Genomic DNA, 17,137 nt, shown 5'->3' with positions numbered 1-17,137 from the left:
ACTTGGTTTATTCGAATAATTCCATTGTTGCATCAATGAGGGCTGCCTACGATCAGGCGCCATCCCATCACCGATCCGCCTGCACCATGGAAACCTCCACCGAATCCCGCCCTTGCTGCCATGTCGATGTCGATGCCGAAGGCGTCGCCAACGTGCAGTTCGACAACGGCCGCCTCAACCTGCTGACCGCCGAGGCCGCCGCCATCTACACCGAGACGCTGCACGAGCTGCAGTGGCGCGACGACATCCGCCTCATGATCCTGCGCGGGCGCCCCACGGCCTTCGTGGGCGGGGCCGACATCAAGTTCCTCAAGGACGCGAAGCACCGCGATATCGATGCCTACATCAAGGGCGTGTTCGCGCTGTGCGAGCAGCTGCGCGCCTTGCCGTTTCCCACCATGTCGGTGGTGTCGGGCTACTGCCTGGGCGCCGGCATGGAGGTTGCGACCGTGTGCGACCTGAAGATCGCCGCGAAGGACGCGCGCTTCGGCATGCCCGAGGTCAAGCTCGGCGTGCCCTCGGTCATTCATGGTGCGCTGCTGCCCGGCCTGATCGGTTGGGGCCGCACGCGCGACCTGCTGCTGTCGGGCCGCATGATCGACGCCGACACGGCCTGCAGCTGGGGCCTCATCACCGCGACGGCGCCCGCCGAATCGCTCGAGGACGAAGTGTCCACCTGGCGCCACGAGCTGCTGTCGGGCGCGCCGCACGCCCTGCGCAACCAGAAGGCGCTGATCCGCAGCTGGGAACGCATGCCCACGCAGGACGCCATCGCCGTCGGCGTCGAAGCGCTGGTGCGCGCCTACGACACGAGCGAGCCCAAGGACTACATCGAGGCCTTCCTGCGCGCGAGAAAGCGCGGCTGAAGCTGCCTCTCCAAGGAGACACAGACCCATGACAACGATCTCGAAATTCGTGCGCGCCGCCTCCCTCGGGCTGGCGCTGGCCTCGGGGCTGTCCGCGGCCGTCGCGTCCACGTACCCTGACCGCCCCGTGACGCTGGTCGTGCCCTTCACCGCAGGTGGCATGACCGACGTGCTGGCCCGCCAGCTGTCGCGCAGGATGCAGGACGAGCTCAAGCAGCCCGCGGTGGTCGAGAACCGCGTGGGCGCGGGCGGCATCATCGGCGCCGAGCGCGTCGCCAAGTCGCGCCCCGACGGCCACACGCTGCTCATCACGACGACGGCGCATGTCGTCAACCCGGCCATCACCAAGCAGTTGCCGTATGACACCGAGAAGGACTTCGTGCCCGTGGCCCTGCTGGCGCGCACGCCGAACGTGCTCGTGGTCCATCCCTCGGTGCCCGCGAAGAACCTGCAGGAGCTGATCGCGTTCGCGAAGAAGAGCGGGGGCGTGTCCTACGGCTCGTCGGGCACCGGCGGCACGACACACCTGTCGGGCGAACTCCTGGCGGCCCGCACGGGCGCTCCGTTCCTGCATGTTCCGTACAAGGGCACGGCGCTGGCGGTGAACGACGTGCTGGGCGGACAGATCCACGCGGCCTTCGTCGATGCGCTCACGGCGGTGAAGTACGTCGAGAGCCAGAAACTGCGCGCGATCGCCGTGTCGACCGCGCAGCGCAACCCCTCGCTGCCCGACGTGCCCACCATCGCCGAGCAGGGCGTGCCCGGCTACGAGACCGAGATCTGGATCGGCCTGTATGCGCCGCGCGGCACGCCACCCGCGATCGTGCAGCAGCTCAACCGCATCGCCATCGGCGCGATGAGCGAGCCGGCATTCAAGGAAACGCTGGCAAGTCAGGGCACGGCGCCAGGCACGGTGGATGCCGTGGCCTTCGCGGCCTACGTGAAGCGCGAGATCGCCAAGTGGCAGGCCATCGTGCGCGACGCGCGCATCGAGCCGCAATGAAGGAGGGCGGCGTGACGACGATGGCACTGCCTCTCTCGGGTGTCCGCATCCTCGATCTGACGAGCGTCATCATGGGGCCGTACGCCACGCAGATTCTCGCGGAGTACGGCGCCGACGTCATCAAGGTCGAGCCGCCCGAGGGCGACATCATGCGCGGCATGGGGCCAGTGCGCGAAGAGGGCATGGGGCCGGTCTTTCTCAACCTGAATCGCGGCAAGCGCAGCCTGTGCCTCGACCTGAAGGCGCCCGAAGCGGCCGAAACGCTGCTGCGCGCGGTGGCCACGGCCGACGTGTTCATCACCAACATGCGACAGGGCGCGCTCGCGCGCCTCGGGCTGGGCTGGGACGACCTGAAGCGGCACCAACCGAAGCTGATCTACGTCTTCCTGTCGGGCTTCGCGCAGGACGGTCCGTACGCGGGCCGCCCCGCGTACGACGACCTGATCCAGGGCATGGTGGGCCTGCCCGCGCTCGTGGCCGCCGCCGGCGACGGCGAGCCGCAGTACCTGCCGCTGAACATCGCCGACAAGACCATGGGCCTGTTCGCCGCGCAGACCGTGCTGGCCGCGCTGCTGCAGCGCCACCGGAACGAGGCACACGCGCAGGGACAGTTCATCGAAGTGCCGATGTTCGAGACCATGGCGAACTTCGTGCTGCTCGATCACATGGCCGGCGCGAGCTTCGAGCCGCCGCTGGGGCAGCCCGGAAACCCGAGGCTGCTGTCGCGCTACCGCAAGCCTTACCGCACGCCGGACGGATGGCTGAGCACGCTGCTGTACACCGACAAGCACTGGGAGAGCTTCCTGCGGCTGGTGGGGCAGGAGGCGCTGTGGCACGGCGACGCGCGCTTTCGCACCATGGCCAGCCGCACGCAGCACATCGATGCGGTGTATGCCTTCGTGGAGCAGCACATCGCGCAGCACCCGACAGCGCACTGGCTGGAGGTTCTGCTCGCGGCCGACATTCCGGTGGCACGCATTCCCAGTGTCGAGGCCCTCATCCGCGAGTTGCGCGACAGCGAAAGCGGCCCGGTGCGGGACTACGCCGACGCGCGCGGCCACACTTACGTCGGCCTGGAGCCGGCGGCGCGCTGGCTGCATACGCAGCCAGTGGCGGGCAGGGCGGCGCCCCGGCTCGGCGAGCACACGGAGGAGCTCCTGCGGGAGCTGTCGGCGGCGCCGACCGACTGACACTGCGTGCCATACTGCCCGCGTGTTCACGTGGCGCAGCAGCCATCGAGGAGAAAGACGCACATGGTCCAGCAGGCCAAGCGCAGCGCAACCACCGTCGGGGCCATCCTCGCCTCGGCGCGACAGCTGTTCATCGAGCGGGGGTTCGCGGCGGTCAGCATCGACGACATCGCGGCCGGCGCGGGGATCGCCAAGGGCGGCCTGTATCACCACTTTCGCGCCAAGCACGACGTCTTCGAGGCCGTGCTCGATGCGGTGCAGGCCGAGCTTGCGGCGGAACTCGGCACACGCATCCAGCGCATCGAAGGGCACCGTTCGCCCCACACCATCGCGACCAACCTGCGCATCTACCTTGAAGCGGCCACGCAGGAAGGCCTGCGCCAGCTGATCCTGGTCGACGGGCCCGTGGTGCTCGGCTGGGAGCGCTGGCGCGGCATCGACGACCGCCACTTCATGGACTCGATCCGCACCGGGCTCGTGGCCATCATGCCGGCGGGCACGCCACCCGAAGAGATCGAGGCCGCCACGCGGCTCATCGCCGGTGCGGTGGCCGAAGCGGCGCTGGCCTGCGGGGCGGCGCAAGACCCGGTGGCCGCCGTGCAGCTGCACTGCCGGTTGCTCGAAACCATGCTGTGCGGGCTGCAGCAACACGGGTCGGATTCGCACCCGGATTGATAAACCGACTTTGGGTCGGTAAATTTTCTCCATCACATCCGATGGAGACAGACATGGCGTTTCCTGGCAAGACCGATCCCGCCGACCCCGCCCTGGGGACCGAAGCGTTGTTCGCGCGCTACCACGTCGGATGGGAAACGCGCGACCCCGACCGCATCGCGTCGCTGCATTCCGAAGACACGACCTACTGGCTGCACGACGGTTCCGCGCCGGTGCGCGGGCGCGAGGCGCTGCGCCAGTACTGCGTCGGCGTGTTCGCCCGCTATCCCTTCAGTTTCGAGCTGCGGCGCAGCCTGTTCGGCGCGCGGCACTGGGTGCTGGAGTGGGTGATGGTGCTGCCGCTGAGCGACACGGCCGGGCAGCCGTTCACCGCGCGCGTCGAGATGCTCGACGTGGTCGACGTCAACGACGCCGGCGAGGTGACGCGCAAGGACGTCTACATGAACGGCGCCCAGTCGCAGGCCGCCTTTGCGCGCGCGGGCATCGCGCCCGGCCAGCCGTAGCCGTCTCGTTCTTGAAGCATCGCTCCCGCTTCCGGCTTGTCGGAAGCGGGCAGGACGCAGCCACGCCCAACGATCGGTTACCACCCACCAGGAGCACGCCATGCAAACCCGCCCGCATCACACGTTCTGGCCCCGGCGCCTGCCTCGCGCCCTGCACGCGGCGCGCACGCCGCTGTGGGACAACCTCGCGGTCAATGCCCGCCGCTTTCCCGACAAGGCGGCGCTCGTCTTCATGGGCCGCACGATGAGCTATGCACAGCTGTGGGCCGCCGTCGAGCGCCTGTCGGCCGGCCTGCATGCGCTGGGCGTGCGCCCCGGCGACCGCGTGCTGCTGGCGATGCAGAACTGCCCGCAGCTGGTGATCGCGCATTTCGCGATCCTGCGCGCCGATGCCGTGGTGGTGCCGGTCAACCCGATGAACCGCGCCGAGGAGCTGAAGCACTTCATCGTCGATCCCGATGCGCAGATGGCGATCGCGACGGCGGACCTCGCCGTCGAACTCGCGAAAGCCAGCGATGCCTTGCCGCAGGCGCAGCAGGTGCGCCACCTCGTCGTGACGCAGTTCACCGATGCCTTCGATCCCGCCGCGCTGTCGGAACAGGACATGCCGGCAGCCTGGGCGCCGTGGCTGCTGCCACGGCGTGAACTGCCGACGCTGACCAGTGGCGCGGTGCACGCGTGGTCCGACTGCCTGGCCTGCGAAGCAGCGCCGCCCGCGGCCAGCGCCGATGCGGACGCACTGGCCCTGTTGCCCTACACCAGCGGCACGACCGGCCTGCCCAAGGGCTGCATGCTCAGCCACGCGAACGCGATGCACAACGCGATGGCCATCAACGCCTGGGGCAACGTGACGCCGCAGAGCATCCACCTCGTGGCCGTGCCGATGTTCCACATCACCGGCATGGTCGGCGTCATGCACGCGGCGATGCAGGTGGGCGCCACGGCCGTGCTCATGCCGCGCTGGGACCGCGAACTGGCCGGCCGGCTGATCGCCACGCACCAGGTCACGCACTGGGCCAACATCCCGACCATGGTCATCGACCTCTTGGCCAGCCCGAACGTGGCGCGCTTCGACCTGTCGAGCCTGGTCGCCATCGGCGGCGGCGGGGCGGCGATGCCGCAGGCGGTGGCGCAGCGGCTGTTCGAGCAGTACGGCCTGCGCTATGTCGAGGCCTACGGCCTCACCGAAACCGCGGCACCCTCGCACTACAACCCGCCCGACGCGCCCAAGCTGCAGTGCCTGGGCATCCCGTTCATGAGCACCGACGCGCGCGTGATCGACCCCGACACGGGCCGCGAGGTCGCGCCGGGAGCGCAGGGCGAGATCGTGATCCACGGGCCGCAGGTCTTCGCGGGCTACTGGAAACGCCCGGCGGACACCGAGGCCGCCTTCGTCGAGATCGACGGCAAGCGCTTCTTCCGCTCCGGCGACATGGGGCATGTGGACGGGGAGGGCTATTTCTTCGTCACCGACCGGCTCAAGCGGATGATCAACGCGAGCGGCTTCAAGGTCTGGCCGGCCGAGGTGGAGGCGCTGATGTTCCGCCACCCGGCCGTCCAGGAGGCCTGCGTGATCGCGACCCGCGACGCCTACCGCGGCGAATCGGTCAAGGCGCTGGTGGTGCTGAAGCCTACACAGCCGCCGGTGAGCGCGCAGGACATCATCGACTGGTGCGCCGCGAACATGGCGGCGTACAAGGCGCCGCGCGTGGTGCAGTTCGTCGACGCGCTGCCCAAGAGCGGCAGCGGCAAGGTGATGTGGCGCGCGCTGCAGGAGGCGGAGGCCGCCGCGGCCTGAAGCCACTCACGCAGGCGGGCCCGGGCGAACGATGACCGGCGCATGCTGCGCCATCAGCCCGGCGACCCACTCGATGAACGCGCGCAGCTTGGCGCTCACATGCCGGTTCGGCGCGAACGCCACGTACAGCGGCATCGGATCGAGCTGCCAGTCTTCGAACAACGGCACCAGTTCGCCGTGCGCCCGGTGCGGCGCGGCCATGTAGTCCGGCAGCCAGAGGATGCCCAGGCCCGCCAGCCCGGCCGCGAGGTAGGCGTTGCCATCGTCGACCGAGAGCACGTAGCGGCCCTGCACGTCGACGCGCTCGCCGCCCCGGCGCATGGCGTACGGAAAGGTCTTGCCGTGGCGCGACCACAGGAAGCCGACGATGCGGTGGTGCGTGTCTTCCAGCTCGCGCGGGTGCGTTGGCGTGTCAGCCAGTTCGAGGTAGCCCGGCGCCGCGTAGACGCCGAGCTGCAGGTCGCCCACGCGGCGGGCCATGAGCGAGGGATCGGTGAGCTCGCCGCCGCGCACGACGCAATCGACGTTCTCGCCGATCACATCGACCATGCGGTCGCTCACGCCCATGTCGAGCTGGATGTCGGGGTAGCGCGCATGGAAAGCCGGCAGCGCGGGCACCAGGATCATGCGGGCCAGCGGGCTGGGCACGTCCACGCGAAGGCGGCCGCGGGGCAGGGCGGCGGCACTCGACAGGCTGGTCTCGGCGTCGTCCAGGTCGGCCAGCAGCCGCACCGCACGCTCGTAGTACGCCGCGCCATCGGCCGTGACGTTGACCTTGCGCGTCGTGCGGTGCAGCAGCTTCACGCGCAGCCGCGCCTCCAGCTGCTGCACGAGCTGCGTCACGCTGGTCTTGCTCATGTGCAGCGTGTCGGCGGCCTTGGTGAAGCTGCCGGCTTCGACCACGCGGGTGAAGGCCTGCATTGCATCGAAACGGTCCATGGGAGGGCTCCTGCGCGGCGATTGTTTGGGATCTGCAAACAGTGATTGTTGGCTTTGCCCGTTTATCGATGGCGCATGGCTTCCTAAAGTCCCTGCATCGTCCTCATTCACCGCAGAAAGAAAACACCCCATGGCCTCACGCGACGTCGTTTTTCCACCTGGGCGCCAGGCGCTCTACGAACGCAACCGCTATTCGCCGGCCGTTCGCTCCAACGGCTTCCTGTTCGTGTCCGGGCAGGTCGGCAGCCGCGAAGACGGTTCGCCGGAGCCTGAACTGGAGGCGCAGGTGCGGCGCGCGTTCGACAACCTGAACGCCATCCTGAAGGCCGCGGGCTGCACCTTCGACGACGTGGTCGACGTGACGGTCTTCATCGTCGATCCGGAATCGAACTTCGAAACGATCTGGAAGCTGGTGCCCGAATACTGGGGCGAAGCGCCGCACCCGACGCTGACCGGGATCGGCGTGACGTGGCTCTATGGCTTTCAGTTCGAGATCAAGGTGATTGCGAAGCTGCCGGATGGGAGCACGCTGAGCTGATTCGACTCGGGGCCACTTCGCCCAGGTCTGAAATGAAGGGCTGGGCGAAGTGCGAAGGCCGGAAGGGCATTGGGCTCGGGTCGAGGACTGCCAAGGCTCTCTGGTTCATAGCGGCGAGCGGTCCACACCCAAACAAGCTATTTAACATAATGCACATTGTGTCCCAATTGCAGATCAGGTGCAGCTTCCGTCCTGGTCGGCACTAGCGAAGAAATCGCTAGTGCCACGGCTCCAACGAAACCGGCTACCGCGCCAGTCAGACGCGAAGCTTTTCCCAGCGCTTTCATGAGCAGGTCTCCCTTCTTGGAGCCTTCGTGCTTCCGCACGACTGCACGTGCCAGCTCGGCGACTGGATCCAGTCCAGCGATGTGCGCCATCAGCGCCTGGATCTCAACTGGGCATGGCACGACGCCGTTGCGCCAGTTGCTCACGGAGGCGCGGCCCGTGCCGAGCATTTGGGCGAGCTTGTAATCGCTTCCGGCTATTGCCGAAGCCTTGTCCATAAGCAAAATTAGGTCGTTTGCGCTCTGCATACGTTTCTCCTTCGAATACATTTCGCTACACCGTTTGTGAGTTGCAAACGTTGGCGAGATAGGAACGATTATGGCGCTGACACGGAAGAACGCGAAGCCGGGCAAGGGCATGCAGTACGAACTCGACCTGGTGGGCGCCATTGGCCGCACCAAGGTCCCGCCGATCTTTCTCGGCGTCGTCTGCGCTGGCATGTTCAGTTCGCCTCGCGGTGTCTGGCGTCATGGCTGCATTGAGCCGTTGATCCACGTTCGTCCCTTGGTCCTCGGCGAGCGTCGCGCGTGAGGCAGGGACAGTCCGGCAGCGGGATGCTGCGAGGCTGGGGCACGCGGAGCGGCGCGACGCAGGCGCAGCCCGGCGCGCTGCCCGCGCGCCCTGCCCCCCGTGCTGTAACACGGGGGGAAAGTCCCGAAGCAAACGTCGGGGCCCCCAAGGCGAAGGTGGACTGGTTGAACGCCACGTTCGACGAACCCGCGATGAGTGTCGAAGGCCTCGTGGCTTTCCTCGGTTGCTGCTTCGGCAACAGGCCCACGACCGCCAAGCTCGACGGCGGCCTGTTCGGCTTCACTGAGCGCTGGAAGCTCTCGGTCTACCTGGGCGGTGTCATGGTCGAGGTCGGCGCGATCGCCAAGGGCGGCAACGCACAGCGTGGACGATGGATGCTCCAGCTGACCGGCAAGGGCTGCGGCATGGTTGAAGACTGGGCCAACGTGCGCGAGCTGCTCGAAGGCTTCCGCGCGAAAATCACCCGCGTGGATCTCGCCGTCGATTTTCTCGACGGTGCTCACACCGTCGACGAAGCCGTCGACATGGTCGATGCCGGCCAGTTCACCAGCAATGGCCGCAAGCCGAGCACGAGCGTTGCCGGCGACTGGCTCGAACAGGTGCACGGTCGCACGCTGTACGTCGGCAAGGCCGCGAACGGGAAGATGCTGCGCGTCTACGAGAAGGGCAAGCAGCTGGGCGACCTGTCGAGCGACTGGGTGCGCTTTGAGGTCCAGTTCGGCAACCGTGATCGCGAACTGAAGTTCGACATGCTCACGGATCCGGACCGCTTCTTCGCAGGGGCCTACCCTGCCCTCGCCTCTCTCATCGAAGCCGCTGCAGAGGCCATTCCGACCACACAGACCGAGACGCTGACCAACCTTGGTCACCTCCTCTATCACCTCCGCCGCTGCTATGGCAAGGCGTTGCACCACGCAACGACTACGGCGGGGGCCACCAACACCGACCTCGTGGAGAGCATGACCGTCGTCGGTCTTCCACGCAGGCTCAAACCTTCCGGCGTGGTGGCCGGCGTCGAATGGGCAGACGTTCATGCCCAAGTCAGGAGCTATCAGCAATGAAATTCAAAGTCACCGAGGTCGTGCGCGGCTTCCAGAACGCGACCTACAACATCGACGGCAAGGACGTCTTCACCAAGGTCATCTTCATGGACGCGGCCATGAACGAAGACAGCGGCGGCAAGGGCTTCAAGACCGTCGAACGCAAGTGCGTCACGCCCGAGGTCATCACCGCCATCGCGCACAACCCGTTCCCGCTCGAATGCGAGATCGAGCTGGAAGAGCTGGCGACCAAGAGCAAGAGCGAACTGTTCGTGCTGAGCCTGCGCCCGATCAAGGCTGTTGGTCCCGGCGCACAGCCTCTCAAGGCACCGGTGCAGGCGTGATCCAGGCAGGCCTCGCAATGCTGCTCGCAGGCTTGCTGCTCGGTGTGGGCCTGTGCGCCCTCATCTGGGTATCTGGCGAGCGTGCAGCACGCCGTGAACGCATCGCGCGTGCACGTCGTCGCGATCACTCGAAGGTGCCGTGCATCCGCGCGGCTGTAGGAGTTGGATCGTGACGTTGACGCCTGAGGAAATGCAGCTCTTGTTCGAAGTCGTGGCGATCAGCGCATGCGTCTTCGGCGCGTTGGGCTACGTCGGTGGCTTTCTCTTCGGGACGATCACGCAGGTCGTTGTTGACTGGCTGCGTCGTCGCGGCGCTCGTGCTCCGTTCGTGCAGCGTGCGGACGCCTTCGAACGACGTGCACAGCGCTGGGCAGCCGCGCATCAGCGCATCGCTGCGCGCAACCGTCGCGAAGCAATTCGCCGCGGCGATTGGGTCGATTCCGCGTGAGCCCGGCCCTGTGCCCCGCGTGCGAGGCACAGAGACGCGCAATCCCGCCGTCACAACCAGCTTTCTTGAGGAGATTTCCATGCTGGCAAAAACTCGCGCTGTGGCGCAAAAGTACGGCCCGAAGATCGGCGCCGCCGCCCTGACCCTGCCTTTCACGGTCCTCACCTTCGCGCAGGAGGCCGGCTCTCCTGGCTCCATCGGCAAGACGCAGGTGGACCAGTCGAAGGCCGACATGCTCCTGGTCGCTGGTGCCCTGCTTCTGCTCGCGGTTGCTGTCTGGGGCACGATGAAGATCGTCGGCATGTTCGGTCGTCGCTGACCATGGCGTTGGGATGGCAGTCTGGGGAGCGTTGCTTCCCGAGCATCGAGCAAGCAGGCTCCCACGCCTGCGGGCAAGTGTTCGGCGTGACGAATTCTGGGCTGCTGTCCTGCACGGGCTACACCGTCAGCGCCCCAGAGGTGACGCTGACGCTGTCGTCTGGCACGACCGAAGCGTGGGTGCCCCAGCGATGCCAGCGCTTCGACTGGGAGGGCACGTGGGGTCCGATCTATGGCGCTGCTCTCGTGGGCGCCGTGGCCATCCTTGGTGTTCGATGGATGATCGATCTGTTCAGGCGGGACTACGAAGCATGATCGCTTTCGACCCTGAGTTCGTTGCGTTCTGCGTCGGCTGCTTCTTCATCTGGCTGTGCGTGCGGTGAGGTGCCTAGTGGCTTATGTTTATCGCCTGATCGGTCTTGTTTTCTTGGTGCTAGGCGTTGGCACACATGCTGCGGTTCCGCAGTTGCCCGCTGTTGAATACGGAACGACAACGTATTACCAATCGACGCCGCCTGCCGCAAATTGGAGGGCGAGCGTAGCCGACGCGTGCGTTGCAGGCGCGGCCTTCATTGCGAGTGAGCGGGCTGACTTGTTTTCCGCTGTCAATGTTGTGTCCTGTGCTGGCACTTTGTCGGACACGCCTGCGGTCCAGTTTGGATTCCGGTGGTGCGGTGTGCGCAAAGCTGGTGGGGCCGACTTCTGTGACGGCTCACACATCTTTAAGCGCACAAACGGCAATCAATGCCCGGCCAATAGCGCCATGGTTGGCGGCGTGTGCCAGTGCACGGCGCCTTATGTCGAAAACGCAACTCAAACTGCGTGCGAACCTCCTCCAGATCCTTGCAAGGCTCTCAAAGGGCAGTCTGCGGGTACGTGGTGGAAGGACACCGGGGATGACAACGGCTTGCCTGCGAAAGTGGGCTTCAGCGTTTGTGACAAATATCAGTCTGCGGGCGGCGGCTTGTGCGTCGCCACTGCACCTTCGCGCACGACGTTGTGCGTTCAAACGGAGGGTGGTTGGTGGCGGTGTTCTGGCGAGGCGTTCTATACGGGTACCACTGCTGCTATGCCGTCGATGTGTTCTCAAGGCGGTCCCGGTGGCAGTGGCGACGACGCGAACAATCCAATGCCATCGACGCCGCCCGTTGGTCTTCCGCCAAAAGCACCAGATCAGCCCGCTCCTGGTACGGCGGCTCCTGCACCTTGTCCAGTGGGGCAGGCTCCCGGTACGTTCAACGGCGAGCGGATGTGCCAGCCGACGGGCAATGATCGTCCTAAGGTTGCAGACGCCCCTGGCAATGGCGCCAAGGAAACGAACAACAGTGATGGCAGTTCGACCACGAGCACCACGAGTGGAACGACGAAGTGCGAGAAGGGGCAGTGCACGACGACGACGAACAACACCAACGTGACCGTCAACGCCCCGGGCAACACTTCGTGCCCGAGCGGCCAGACTGCCGGAACCAAGACGGTGAACGGTCAGACGCGCACGACGTGCACTGGTACGAGTAGTGGCACCTCGACAGAGGCTCAGTCCGACTTTTGCGCAAAGAACTCCAAGGACAAGCAGTGCGACGGGGACGGCTCTGATTCGAGCTTTGGCGGTTCGTGCGCTGGTGGCTTCAAGGCAGTCAGCGACAACGCGGTGTTGAACGCGATGGCGGAGGAACAGTACCGCCAGAACTGCAAGATGTATGGCGATCCTGACAGCCAGCCGAAGGACATTCCGAAGCAGACGAAGACTGCCACGCTCGGCACGGTGTCCGTTGGGGGGTGGGGCAGTTCGTGCCCGCAGCCCATCACCTTTTCTGCGGTGGGTGAGAGCTACCAGCTGAGCTTCCAGCCCTTCTGCGATACCGCGCCGATGGTGAGGCCGTTCGTGCTTCTCGCGTGCGCCCTGCTCGCCATGGGCATCGTCTATTCCGCTCTCAGGGGGAACCAATGATCGACAACTTGACTGACTGGCTGATGAAGCTGGTCCAGCCGCTGGTCGTGCGCGTGATGACTGCGCTCGGGCTGAGCGTGGTCACCATCGAGGGCACGCAGAGTGCCTTTCAGCAGACGCTCGACTATGTGCAGAGTGCAACGAACAGCATGCCTGCCTCGGTGCTGCAGATGGGCGAGCTGTTCGGCATCAGCACCGGCATGTCGTGGGTGATGGGCGCCATCAGCTTTTCGTTCAGTCTGTTCGCGATCCGCAAGTTCCTCAGCTTCTTCGCCTTGACCGGCACGTCGTCATGATCATCCTCATCACGGGTACGCCTGGCTCCGGCAAGACGCTGTTCGCAGTCTCCGAGCTGCTCGCCGGCCAGTTCAAGGACCGGCCATTGCTGGTCAATGGCATTCCGCAGCTGCTGTTGCCTCATCAGGCCATCACTGACCAGGACGTCGAGCGCTGGTATGAGGGCGGCGTAGCTACGCCCGAAGGTGTCGCCTCGTTCGAGGTCAAGAATGCCGTCATCGTCGTGGACGAGGTCCAGCGCATCGCGCGCCCTCGTGCCGCGAGCCAGAAGGTGCCCGACTGGATCGCCGCGTTGGAGACGCACCGGCACAAGGGCGTTGACTTCATCATCATCACGCAGCATCCCCAGCTGCTCGACGTCAACATTCGCCGCCTGGTTGGCCGGCATTTGCACGTGCGTCGCACGTTCGCGCTCAAGAGTGCTGTCGTTTACGAGTGGGACCACTGCGAGAACCCCGGCAACGTCAAGAGCGCGACGACCAGGCTGTGGCGCTATCCGAAGAAGGCTTTCGAGCTGTACAAGTCGAGCGAGCTTCACACGAAGGCGGGAGGTCGAGTGCCTGCCGTGGTCATCGTCGTGATCCTGGCCGCGCTGGCCACCCCATACCTGGCGTATCAGGCTTGGTTTCGTCTCACCCATCGTTTCGCTGATGACGACACGTTGCAGCAGGTCAACAAGGCGAACCAGGCGGGCGCGAGCCTGGCGCGCGGATCTGCGGCCGGTTCGCGGTCCGACAAGCCGGCGCCACTGTCTGCCGCTGACTGGATCAAGAGTTATCAGCCTCGAATCCCCGGCTTGTCTTACACCGCGCCGGCCTACGACAAGTTGGCCGAGCCGAAGCGCGTGCCGTTGCCTGCGGCGTGCATGGAATCGGTCTCGAAGGGCTGCAAGTGTTTCACGCAGGACGCGACGCCCTACGACGCGCCCGAGGCCCTTTGTCGGCAGATCGTCAAGGGAGGCATCTTCCATGCGTTCCTGGACGCGCCAGCGCCCTCCTCGCCCCACTCCCCTGCCCCTGCGGCTGAAAAACGCTCAGAGAGGCTGGCAGAGGCCTCGCCGGGCCTCTCGGCGATAGACGGAACTCTGTCGCGCACGTTCGCGAAGGACAAGCCCGAGGTTGCTGTGAGCCAGGCACCGCAGGAGCCTCAGCCCCGCGTTCGGCCAGAATCGCCCTGGTCGTTCCGCACCGGAGGTTGATGTGCATTGGCTCGGATGGTTGATCAATGCGGTTTTGTGCCTGGCAGGCCTCTGCATGCTGGTTTCTGCCGCGCGGCGTGAGTGGCGGCAATTCAAACGGGATAACGGCCTGGACGGCTGACCTGGTGCTCCACCAGGTTGAATTACGGGCCCCTGCTTTCGAGCTCGAGCTGCTGCAAAGCAAAACGCCGGAGCCCTTGTGGCGGAGGCATCGTGGTTCGACCTGGTCGAAATTACGTGCCCCGGCTTTAAAGCCCAACGTGAAGAAAAACGCTCGTGGCAACGAGCTCCAGGCTCAAATGCGGAGCCGGCGGGATTCGACCAGGCACGTAGACACGCAGCTCACGTAGACACGCAACCAGCGTAGACACACTCGTAGACACGTAGACACACAGTGCGAGTGCGAGAGTGTGCGAGCTGGTGAAGTGCGAGTGAGCGAAGTGCGAGTGCCTGGTCGAATCCTGCCGGCGTAGCCCCCTGCCCTGCTCTTCCAGGCAGAAATGCAAAAGGCCCCAATTGGGGCCTTTTTCAATTCAGATATTCTTACTTCAATTACATCATTTCAACGCAATTGCGGTTGACATAAGTCCTGTTGTATTTCGCTAATTGAGGCTAATGCACATTGTGTAAATAGCGGCTAGCCACTCTGCGGCGGTCGTGAAGCTAGGCACGCTCTGGATCGTCGAAAAAATCTGGTGTGCCGAAGCGCCAACGGAACCGAGGACCGCGCCAGTCAGAAGCGAAGCTTTTCCCAGCGCCTTCATGAGCGCGTCTCCCTTCGCTTTTCCCTCGTACTGGCGGACCGTCGCGCGAGCCAGCGTCTCGACGGGATCCAGGCCGGCCACGTGAGCCATCAGCGCCTGATCCGCTGGAGTGCAGGTCTTGTGGCCATGGCGCCAGTTGCTCACGTGCTGCGGCGGCACGCCGAGAGAGCGCGCAAGCTTCCCATCGCTGCCAGCTATCTTTGCTGCGCGGTCGATGAGTTCGTTCAATTCTTCAAGATGATTCATCCGTAACCTCTTGTAGTTACAACCACTTTAGGTTATGTTCCAGCCCCGTAACCGAAGTGGGTTGCATAACCAAACGGGGTTGATTATGGCGCTGACACGGAAGAACGCGAAGCCGGGCAAGGGCATGCAGTACGAACTTGACCTGGTCGGGGCCGTGGGCCGCACCAAGCTCTCTCCTACGTTCGTCCCGCTGCAATATGGCCTTGGCACCTGGTGCCGGATCGCAAATGGTCAGCGGCGCATCGTGTGCTATCCGCTGCTCGAAGGTCGCGAGGCCCGCCGCGCATGACCTACGAAGACGACACCCCTGTGGAGTGCATCGACTGCGGTTGGAGTGGTGAGCACGCGTTGTGCGGTGGCTGCGCCGATGTTCTGGCCGAAGACGACGAACGCGGTTGCCCGATCTGTGGCGGTCGTGTCGTTCTGGATGCTCGCGAACTGGAGGACCGCTCATGAGGCGCTTTCTCACGCTTACTTTTGCCGATGGCACCGGTTGTGAAGGCTTCGTCACCGAACTGGCCGAGGTCTGCATCCTGATCGCTGTGTCGAAGGGCGAATGGCCCGGCGTGCGTGTCAGCGTTGAGGATGTTGCGGCGTGAGGAAGCTCCAGCCCTACAAGGCCCACGGCTACGGCCATACGTTCCGCCGTCGCCTCAGCGCGCGGCGCGCGGGGGCAAGCGAAGCGCCGCACCAAGCGCCGGGCGCTGCACCCTGCCCCCCTGCTCTAACAGGGGGGGAAAGTACTCCCAGAGGTGCAAAAGTCGACTGGCTGACCTGCACCTGGTATCCAGATCCTGACGAACACGTCCCGGCGACGATCCTCGGTCTTCTCCGCGAGGTCGTTGGTTCCACGGTGGTGGGCGTCGAGGCTCCGGGCATGTTCGGCTATGAGAACGGGTGCCGCTTCTTCGTCGAGATGAACGGCACGCAGGTCAACGTCGCCCGTGTTGACTTCGGCGGCATGCATCACGGCATGCGCGCGCGCTTCGACCTCTCGGGCACCGGCTGCTCGAAGGTCTCCAGTTGGCAGCACGTGCAGGACTGGATCGAGCGGCAGGCCGTCTACAAGCTCACGCGCGTTGACCTGGCTGTCGATCTGCTCATGGGCGAATTCACCGTCGAGCACGCCAAGGAGTGGTACCTCGAAGGGCGCTTCAACGCAGGCGGCAGGATGCCCCGCCACAGCACGCCGGGCGACTGGCTGTGTCCCAAGCATGGCCGCACCCTTGAGGTCGGTCGCCGCGAGAACGGCAAGATGCTGCGGGCCTACGAGAAGGGTCGCCAACTGGGCGACGTGTCCAGTCCATGGACCCGCTTCGAGGTCGAGCTTCGCAACATCGACCGTGATCTGCCGCTCGATTTGCTGACCCGCTGCGACCACTATTTCGTCGGCGCGTATCGCTGCCTCGAACAGATCCTCGATGCAGCAGCAGAGCGCATCGCCACTCATCAGAAAGAGGGAGAAATCACCCTCGACAAGCTCACCGTCCACGCCCGCAGCGCCTATGGGCAGCTGTTCGACGTGCTGCGCCTCCGGCTCTCAGCCGATGAGGTGCTTGGCGCCCTATCTCGACCAGGCATTCCACGGCGACTGGAAAAAGCAAGCCTGGTCGGTTTCAACCTCGCAGCGTCGCCGGCTGCATACCTCAAGGAAATGAACCATGAAGATCAACGTGATCGGGTTTGAAAGCAGTGAAGGCGTTTCGAAGAAGACCGGCCAACCCTACGCCATTGGCAAGCTGTACGCCGCCCTCCCCCTCGCCGGCAACAAGGGCGTGAAGGGCTACATGGGCAGCGAATACCGCTGCGAGCCGAGCGTGCTCAAGAAGATCGAGCACAACCAACCGCCCTTCATGGCCGAGGTCGAGTTCCAGGACGTGATGCGCTACGGCGAACGCCAGCAGGAGATCGTCTCCATCGTTCCAACCGAAGCCAAGGCGCCTGTGGCCACTGGCACTGCCGTTCGCGCGTGATGGCTCCCGCGCTGATGTTCTTTTGCGGCTTCGGCCTCGCTCTGTGCCTGGTCGTGGCTGGCATGGCGGCGGAGGCCATGGCCCAACGCGGTCAACGGATCTATCGCGCACGCCGCCGCGACCATAGCGCGGTGCCTTCGATCAAGTGATTTCAACTGGTAGCCCACCAACGTCGTGAGACGCCGTGGGCTATCGGGTGCAATCCCGAATCCCTCGGGAACACCAAGCAAATG

Annotated in this window: 24 protein-coding genes; 21 read left to right on the top strand and 3 right to left on the bottom strand. The window is 65.1% G+C overall.

Annotation, left to right across the window (positions count from 1 at the left end; all coding sequences use genetic code 11):
- Positions 1 to 86: 86 nt before the first annotated feature.
- The 6 genes from ACAM52_RS11685 (at position 87) to ACAM52_RS11660 (ending at position 6,035) form a co-directional block, all read left to right on the top strand.
- Positions 87 to 866 carry an enoyl-CoA hydratase-related protein gene (locus ACAM52_RS11685; protein WP_369647097.1) on the top strand — a complete coding sequence of 260 codons (780 nt, stop codon included), beginning with the start codon at positions 87 to 89 and terminating at the stop codon, positions 864 to 866.
- 28 nt (positions 867 to 894) lie between these two features.
- On the top strand, positions 895 to 1,869 hold the full coding sequence (locus tag ACAM52_RS11680) for a Bug family tripartite tricarboxylate transporter substrate binding protein (protein ID WP_369647096.1): 975 nt from the start codon (positions 895 to 897) through the stop codon (positions 1,867 to 1,869).
- A 20-nt stretch (positions 1,870 to 1,889) separates the two neighbouring features.
- Positions 1,890 to 3,059: a CaiB/BaiF CoA transferase family protein gene (locus ACAM52_RS11675; protein ID WP_369647723.1), complete on the top strand. Its 1,170-nt coding sequence runs from the start codon at positions 1,890 to 1,892 to the stop codon at positions 3,057 to 3,059.
- Positions 3,060 to 3,122: 63 nt separating this feature from the next.
- Positions 3,123 to 3,734, top strand: a complete 612-nt coding sequence (locus ACAM52_RS11670) for a TetR/AcrR family transcriptional regulator (protein ID WP_159277013.1) — start codon at positions 3,123 to 3,125, stop codon at positions 3,732 to 3,734.
- 53 nt (positions 3,735 to 3,787) lie between these two features.
- On the top strand, positions 3,788 to 4,237 hold the full coding sequence (locus tag ACAM52_RS11665; RefSeq protein ID WP_369647095.1) for a nuclear transport factor 2 family protein: 450 nt from the start codon (positions 3,788 to 3,790) through the stop codon (positions 4,235 to 4,237).
- A gap of 100 nt (positions 4,238 to 4,337) precedes the next feature.
- On the top strand, positions 4,338 to 6,035 hold the full coding sequence (locus ACAM52_RS11660; protein ID WP_369647094.1) for a long-chain-fatty-acid--CoA ligase: 1,698 nt from the start codon (positions 4,338 to 4,340) through the stop codon (positions 6,033 to 6,035).
- Positions 6,036 to 6,041: 6 nt separating this feature from the next.
- On the opposite strand, the gene ACAM52_RS11655 is transcribed toward ACAM52_RS11660, so the two are convergent.
- On the bottom strand, positions 6,042 to 6,974 hold the full coding sequence (locus ACAM52_RS11655; RefSeq protein WP_369647093.1) for a LysR substrate-binding domain-containing protein: 933 nt from the start codon (positions 6,972 to 6,974) through the stop codon (positions 6,042 to 6,044).
- Between the two features lie 130 nt (positions 6,975 to 7,104).
- On the opposite strand from ACAM52_RS11655, the gene ACAM52_RS11650 reads away from it, so the two are divergent.
- Positions 7,105 to 7,512 (top strand): RidA family protein, encoded by a 408-nt coding sequence (locus ACAM52_RS11650; RefSeq protein WP_095745271.1) that lies wholly within the window; start codon positions 7,105 to 7,107, stop codon positions 7,510 to 7,512.
- A 137-nt stretch (positions 7,513 to 7,649) separates the two neighbouring features.
- On the opposite strand, the gene ACAM52_RS11645 is transcribed toward ACAM52_RS11650, so the two are convergent.
- Positions 7,650 to 8,045: a hypothetical protein gene (locus ACAM52_RS11645; protein WP_369647092.1), complete on the bottom strand. Its 396-nt coding sequence runs from the start codon at positions 8,043 to 8,045 to the stop codon at positions 7,650 to 7,652.
- Between the two features lie 70 nt (positions 8,046 to 8,115).
- Between ACAM52_RS11645 and ACAM52_RS11640 the strand changes: the two genes are divergently transcribed.
- The 8 genes from ACAM52_RS11640 to ACAM52_RS11605 all read left to right on the top strand — a co-directional run bounded on the left by ACAM52_RS11640 (position 8,116) and on the right by ACAM52_RS11605 (position 13,921).
- Positions 8,116 to 8,328, top strand: coding sequence for a hypothetical protein (locus ACAM52_RS11640; protein ID WP_369647091.1), 213 nt, complete (start codon positions 8,116 to 8,118; stop codon positions 8,326 to 8,328).
- A 164-nt stretch (positions 8,329 to 8,492) separates the two neighbouring features.
- Positions 8,493 to 9,389, top strand: a complete 897-nt coding sequence (locus ACAM52_RS11635) for a replication initiation factor domain-containing protein (protein WP_369647090.1) — start codon at positions 8,493 to 8,495, stop codon at positions 9,387 to 9,389.
- Positions 9,386 to 9,712 carry a hypothetical protein gene (locus ACAM52_RS11630; RefSeq protein ID WP_056581034.1) on the top strand — a complete coding sequence of 109 codons (327 nt, stop codon included), beginning with the start codon at positions 9,386 to 9,388 and terminating at the stop codon, positions 9,710 to 9,712. The genes ACAM52_RS11635 and ACAM52_RS11630 overlap by 4 nt, the downstream gene beginning before the upstream one ends.
- A gap of 169 nt (positions 9,713 to 9,881) precedes the next feature.
- On the top strand, positions 9,882 to 10,160 hold the full coding sequence (locus tag ACAM52_RS11625; protein WP_369647089.1) for a hypothetical protein: 279 nt from the start codon (positions 9,882 to 9,884) through the stop codon (positions 10,158 to 10,160).
- 79 nt (positions 10,161 to 10,239) lie between these two features.
- Complete coding sequence (locus ACAM52_RS11620) at positions 10,240 to 10,479, top strand: hypothetical protein (RefSeq protein ID WP_369647088.1); 240 nt, start codon at positions 10,240 to 10,242, stop codon at positions 10,477 to 10,479.
- Between the two features lie 1,410 nt (positions 10,480 to 11,889).
- Positions 11,890 to 12,426 (top strand): virulence factor TspB C-terminal domain-related protein, encoded by a 537-nt coding sequence (locus ACAM52_RS11615; RefSeq protein ID WP_369647087.1) that lies wholly within the window; start codon positions 11,890 to 11,892, stop codon positions 12,424 to 12,426.
- Complete coding sequence (locus ACAM52_RS11610) at positions 12,423 to 12,722, top strand: DUF2523 domain-containing protein (protein WP_369647086.1); 300 nt, start codon at positions 12,423 to 12,425, stop codon at positions 12,720 to 12,722. The genes ACAM52_RS11615 and ACAM52_RS11610 overlap by 4 nt, the downstream gene beginning before the upstream one ends.
- Positions 12,719 to 13,921: a zonular occludens toxin domain-containing protein gene (locus ACAM52_RS11605; RefSeq protein WP_369647085.1), complete on the top strand. Its 1,203-nt coding sequence runs from the start codon at positions 12,719 to 12,721 to the stop codon at positions 13,919 to 13,921. The genes ACAM52_RS11610 and ACAM52_RS11605 overlap by 4 nt, the downstream gene beginning before the upstream one ends.
- Positions 13,922 to 14,523: 602 nt before the next feature.
- On the opposite strand, the gene ACAM52_RS11600 is transcribed toward ACAM52_RS11605, so the two are convergent.
- Positions 14,524 to 14,931, bottom strand: a complete 408-nt coding sequence (locus tag ACAM52_RS11600; RefSeq protein WP_369647084.1) for a YdaS family helix-turn-helix protein — start codon at positions 14,929 to 14,931, stop codon at positions 14,524 to 14,526.
- Positions 14,932 to 15,055: 124 nt separating this feature from the next.
- On the opposite strand from ACAM52_RS11600, the gene ACAM52_RS11595 reads away from it, so the two are divergent.
- The 6 genes from ACAM52_RS11595 to ACAM52_RS11570 are packed head-to-tail and all read left to right on the top strand — an operon-like array spanning position 15,056 to position 17,053.
- Positions 15,056 to 15,220: a hypothetical protein gene (locus ACAM52_RS11595; RefSeq protein WP_369647083.1), complete on the top strand. Its 165-nt coding sequence runs from the start codon at positions 15,056 to 15,058 to the stop codon at positions 15,218 to 15,220.
- Positions 15,217 to 15,387 (top strand): hypothetical protein, encoded by a 171-nt coding sequence (locus ACAM52_RS11590; RefSeq protein WP_369647082.1) that lies wholly within the window; start codon positions 15,217 to 15,219, stop codon positions 15,385 to 15,387. The genes ACAM52_RS11595 and ACAM52_RS11590 overlap by 4 nt, the downstream gene beginning before the upstream one ends.
- A complete protein-coding gene (locus ACAM52_RS11585; protein WP_369647081.1) occupies positions 15,384 to 15,530 on the top strand; it encodes a hypothetical protein in 147 nt (48 codons plus the stop codon). Before ACAM52_RS11590 ends, ACAM52_RS11585 begins: the two co-directional genes overlap by 4 nt.
- The gene (locus ACAM52_RS11580) at positions 15,527 to 16,618 is read left to right on the top strand and encodes a replication initiation factor domain-containing protein (protein ID WP_369647080.1); all 1,092 of its coding nucleotides are present in this window, start codon (positions 15,527 to 15,529) and stop codon (positions 16,616 to 16,618) included. The genes ACAM52_RS11585 and ACAM52_RS11580 overlap by 4 nt, the downstream gene beginning before the upstream one ends.
- Positions 16,593 to 16,904, top strand: coding sequence for a hypothetical protein (locus tag ACAM52_RS11575; RefSeq protein WP_369647079.1), 312 nt, complete (start codon positions 16,593 to 16,595; stop codon positions 16,902 to 16,904). The genes ACAM52_RS11580 and ACAM52_RS11575 overlap by 26 nt, the downstream gene beginning before the upstream one ends.
- Positions 16,904 to 17,053 carry a hypothetical protein gene (locus ACAM52_RS11570; RefSeq protein ID WP_369647078.1) on the top strand — a complete coding sequence of 50 codons (150 nt, stop codon included), beginning with the start codon at positions 16,904 to 16,906 and terminating at the stop codon, positions 17,051 to 17,053. Before ACAM52_RS11575 ends, ACAM52_RS11570 begins: the two co-directional genes overlap by 1 nt.
- The last annotated feature ends 84 nt before the right edge of the window (positions 17,054 to 17,137 follow it).

This window comes from Variovorax sp. V118 (genome assembly GCF_041154445.1).
In the GTDB taxonomy this organism is placed as follows: domain Bacteria; phylum Pseudomonadota; class Gammaproteobacteria; order Burkholderiales; family Burkholderiaceae_C; genus Variovorax; species Variovorax boronicumulans.
The sequence above is the reverse complement of the archived record's forward strand: the minus strand, read 5'-3'. Positions and strand labels throughout refer to the sequence as shown.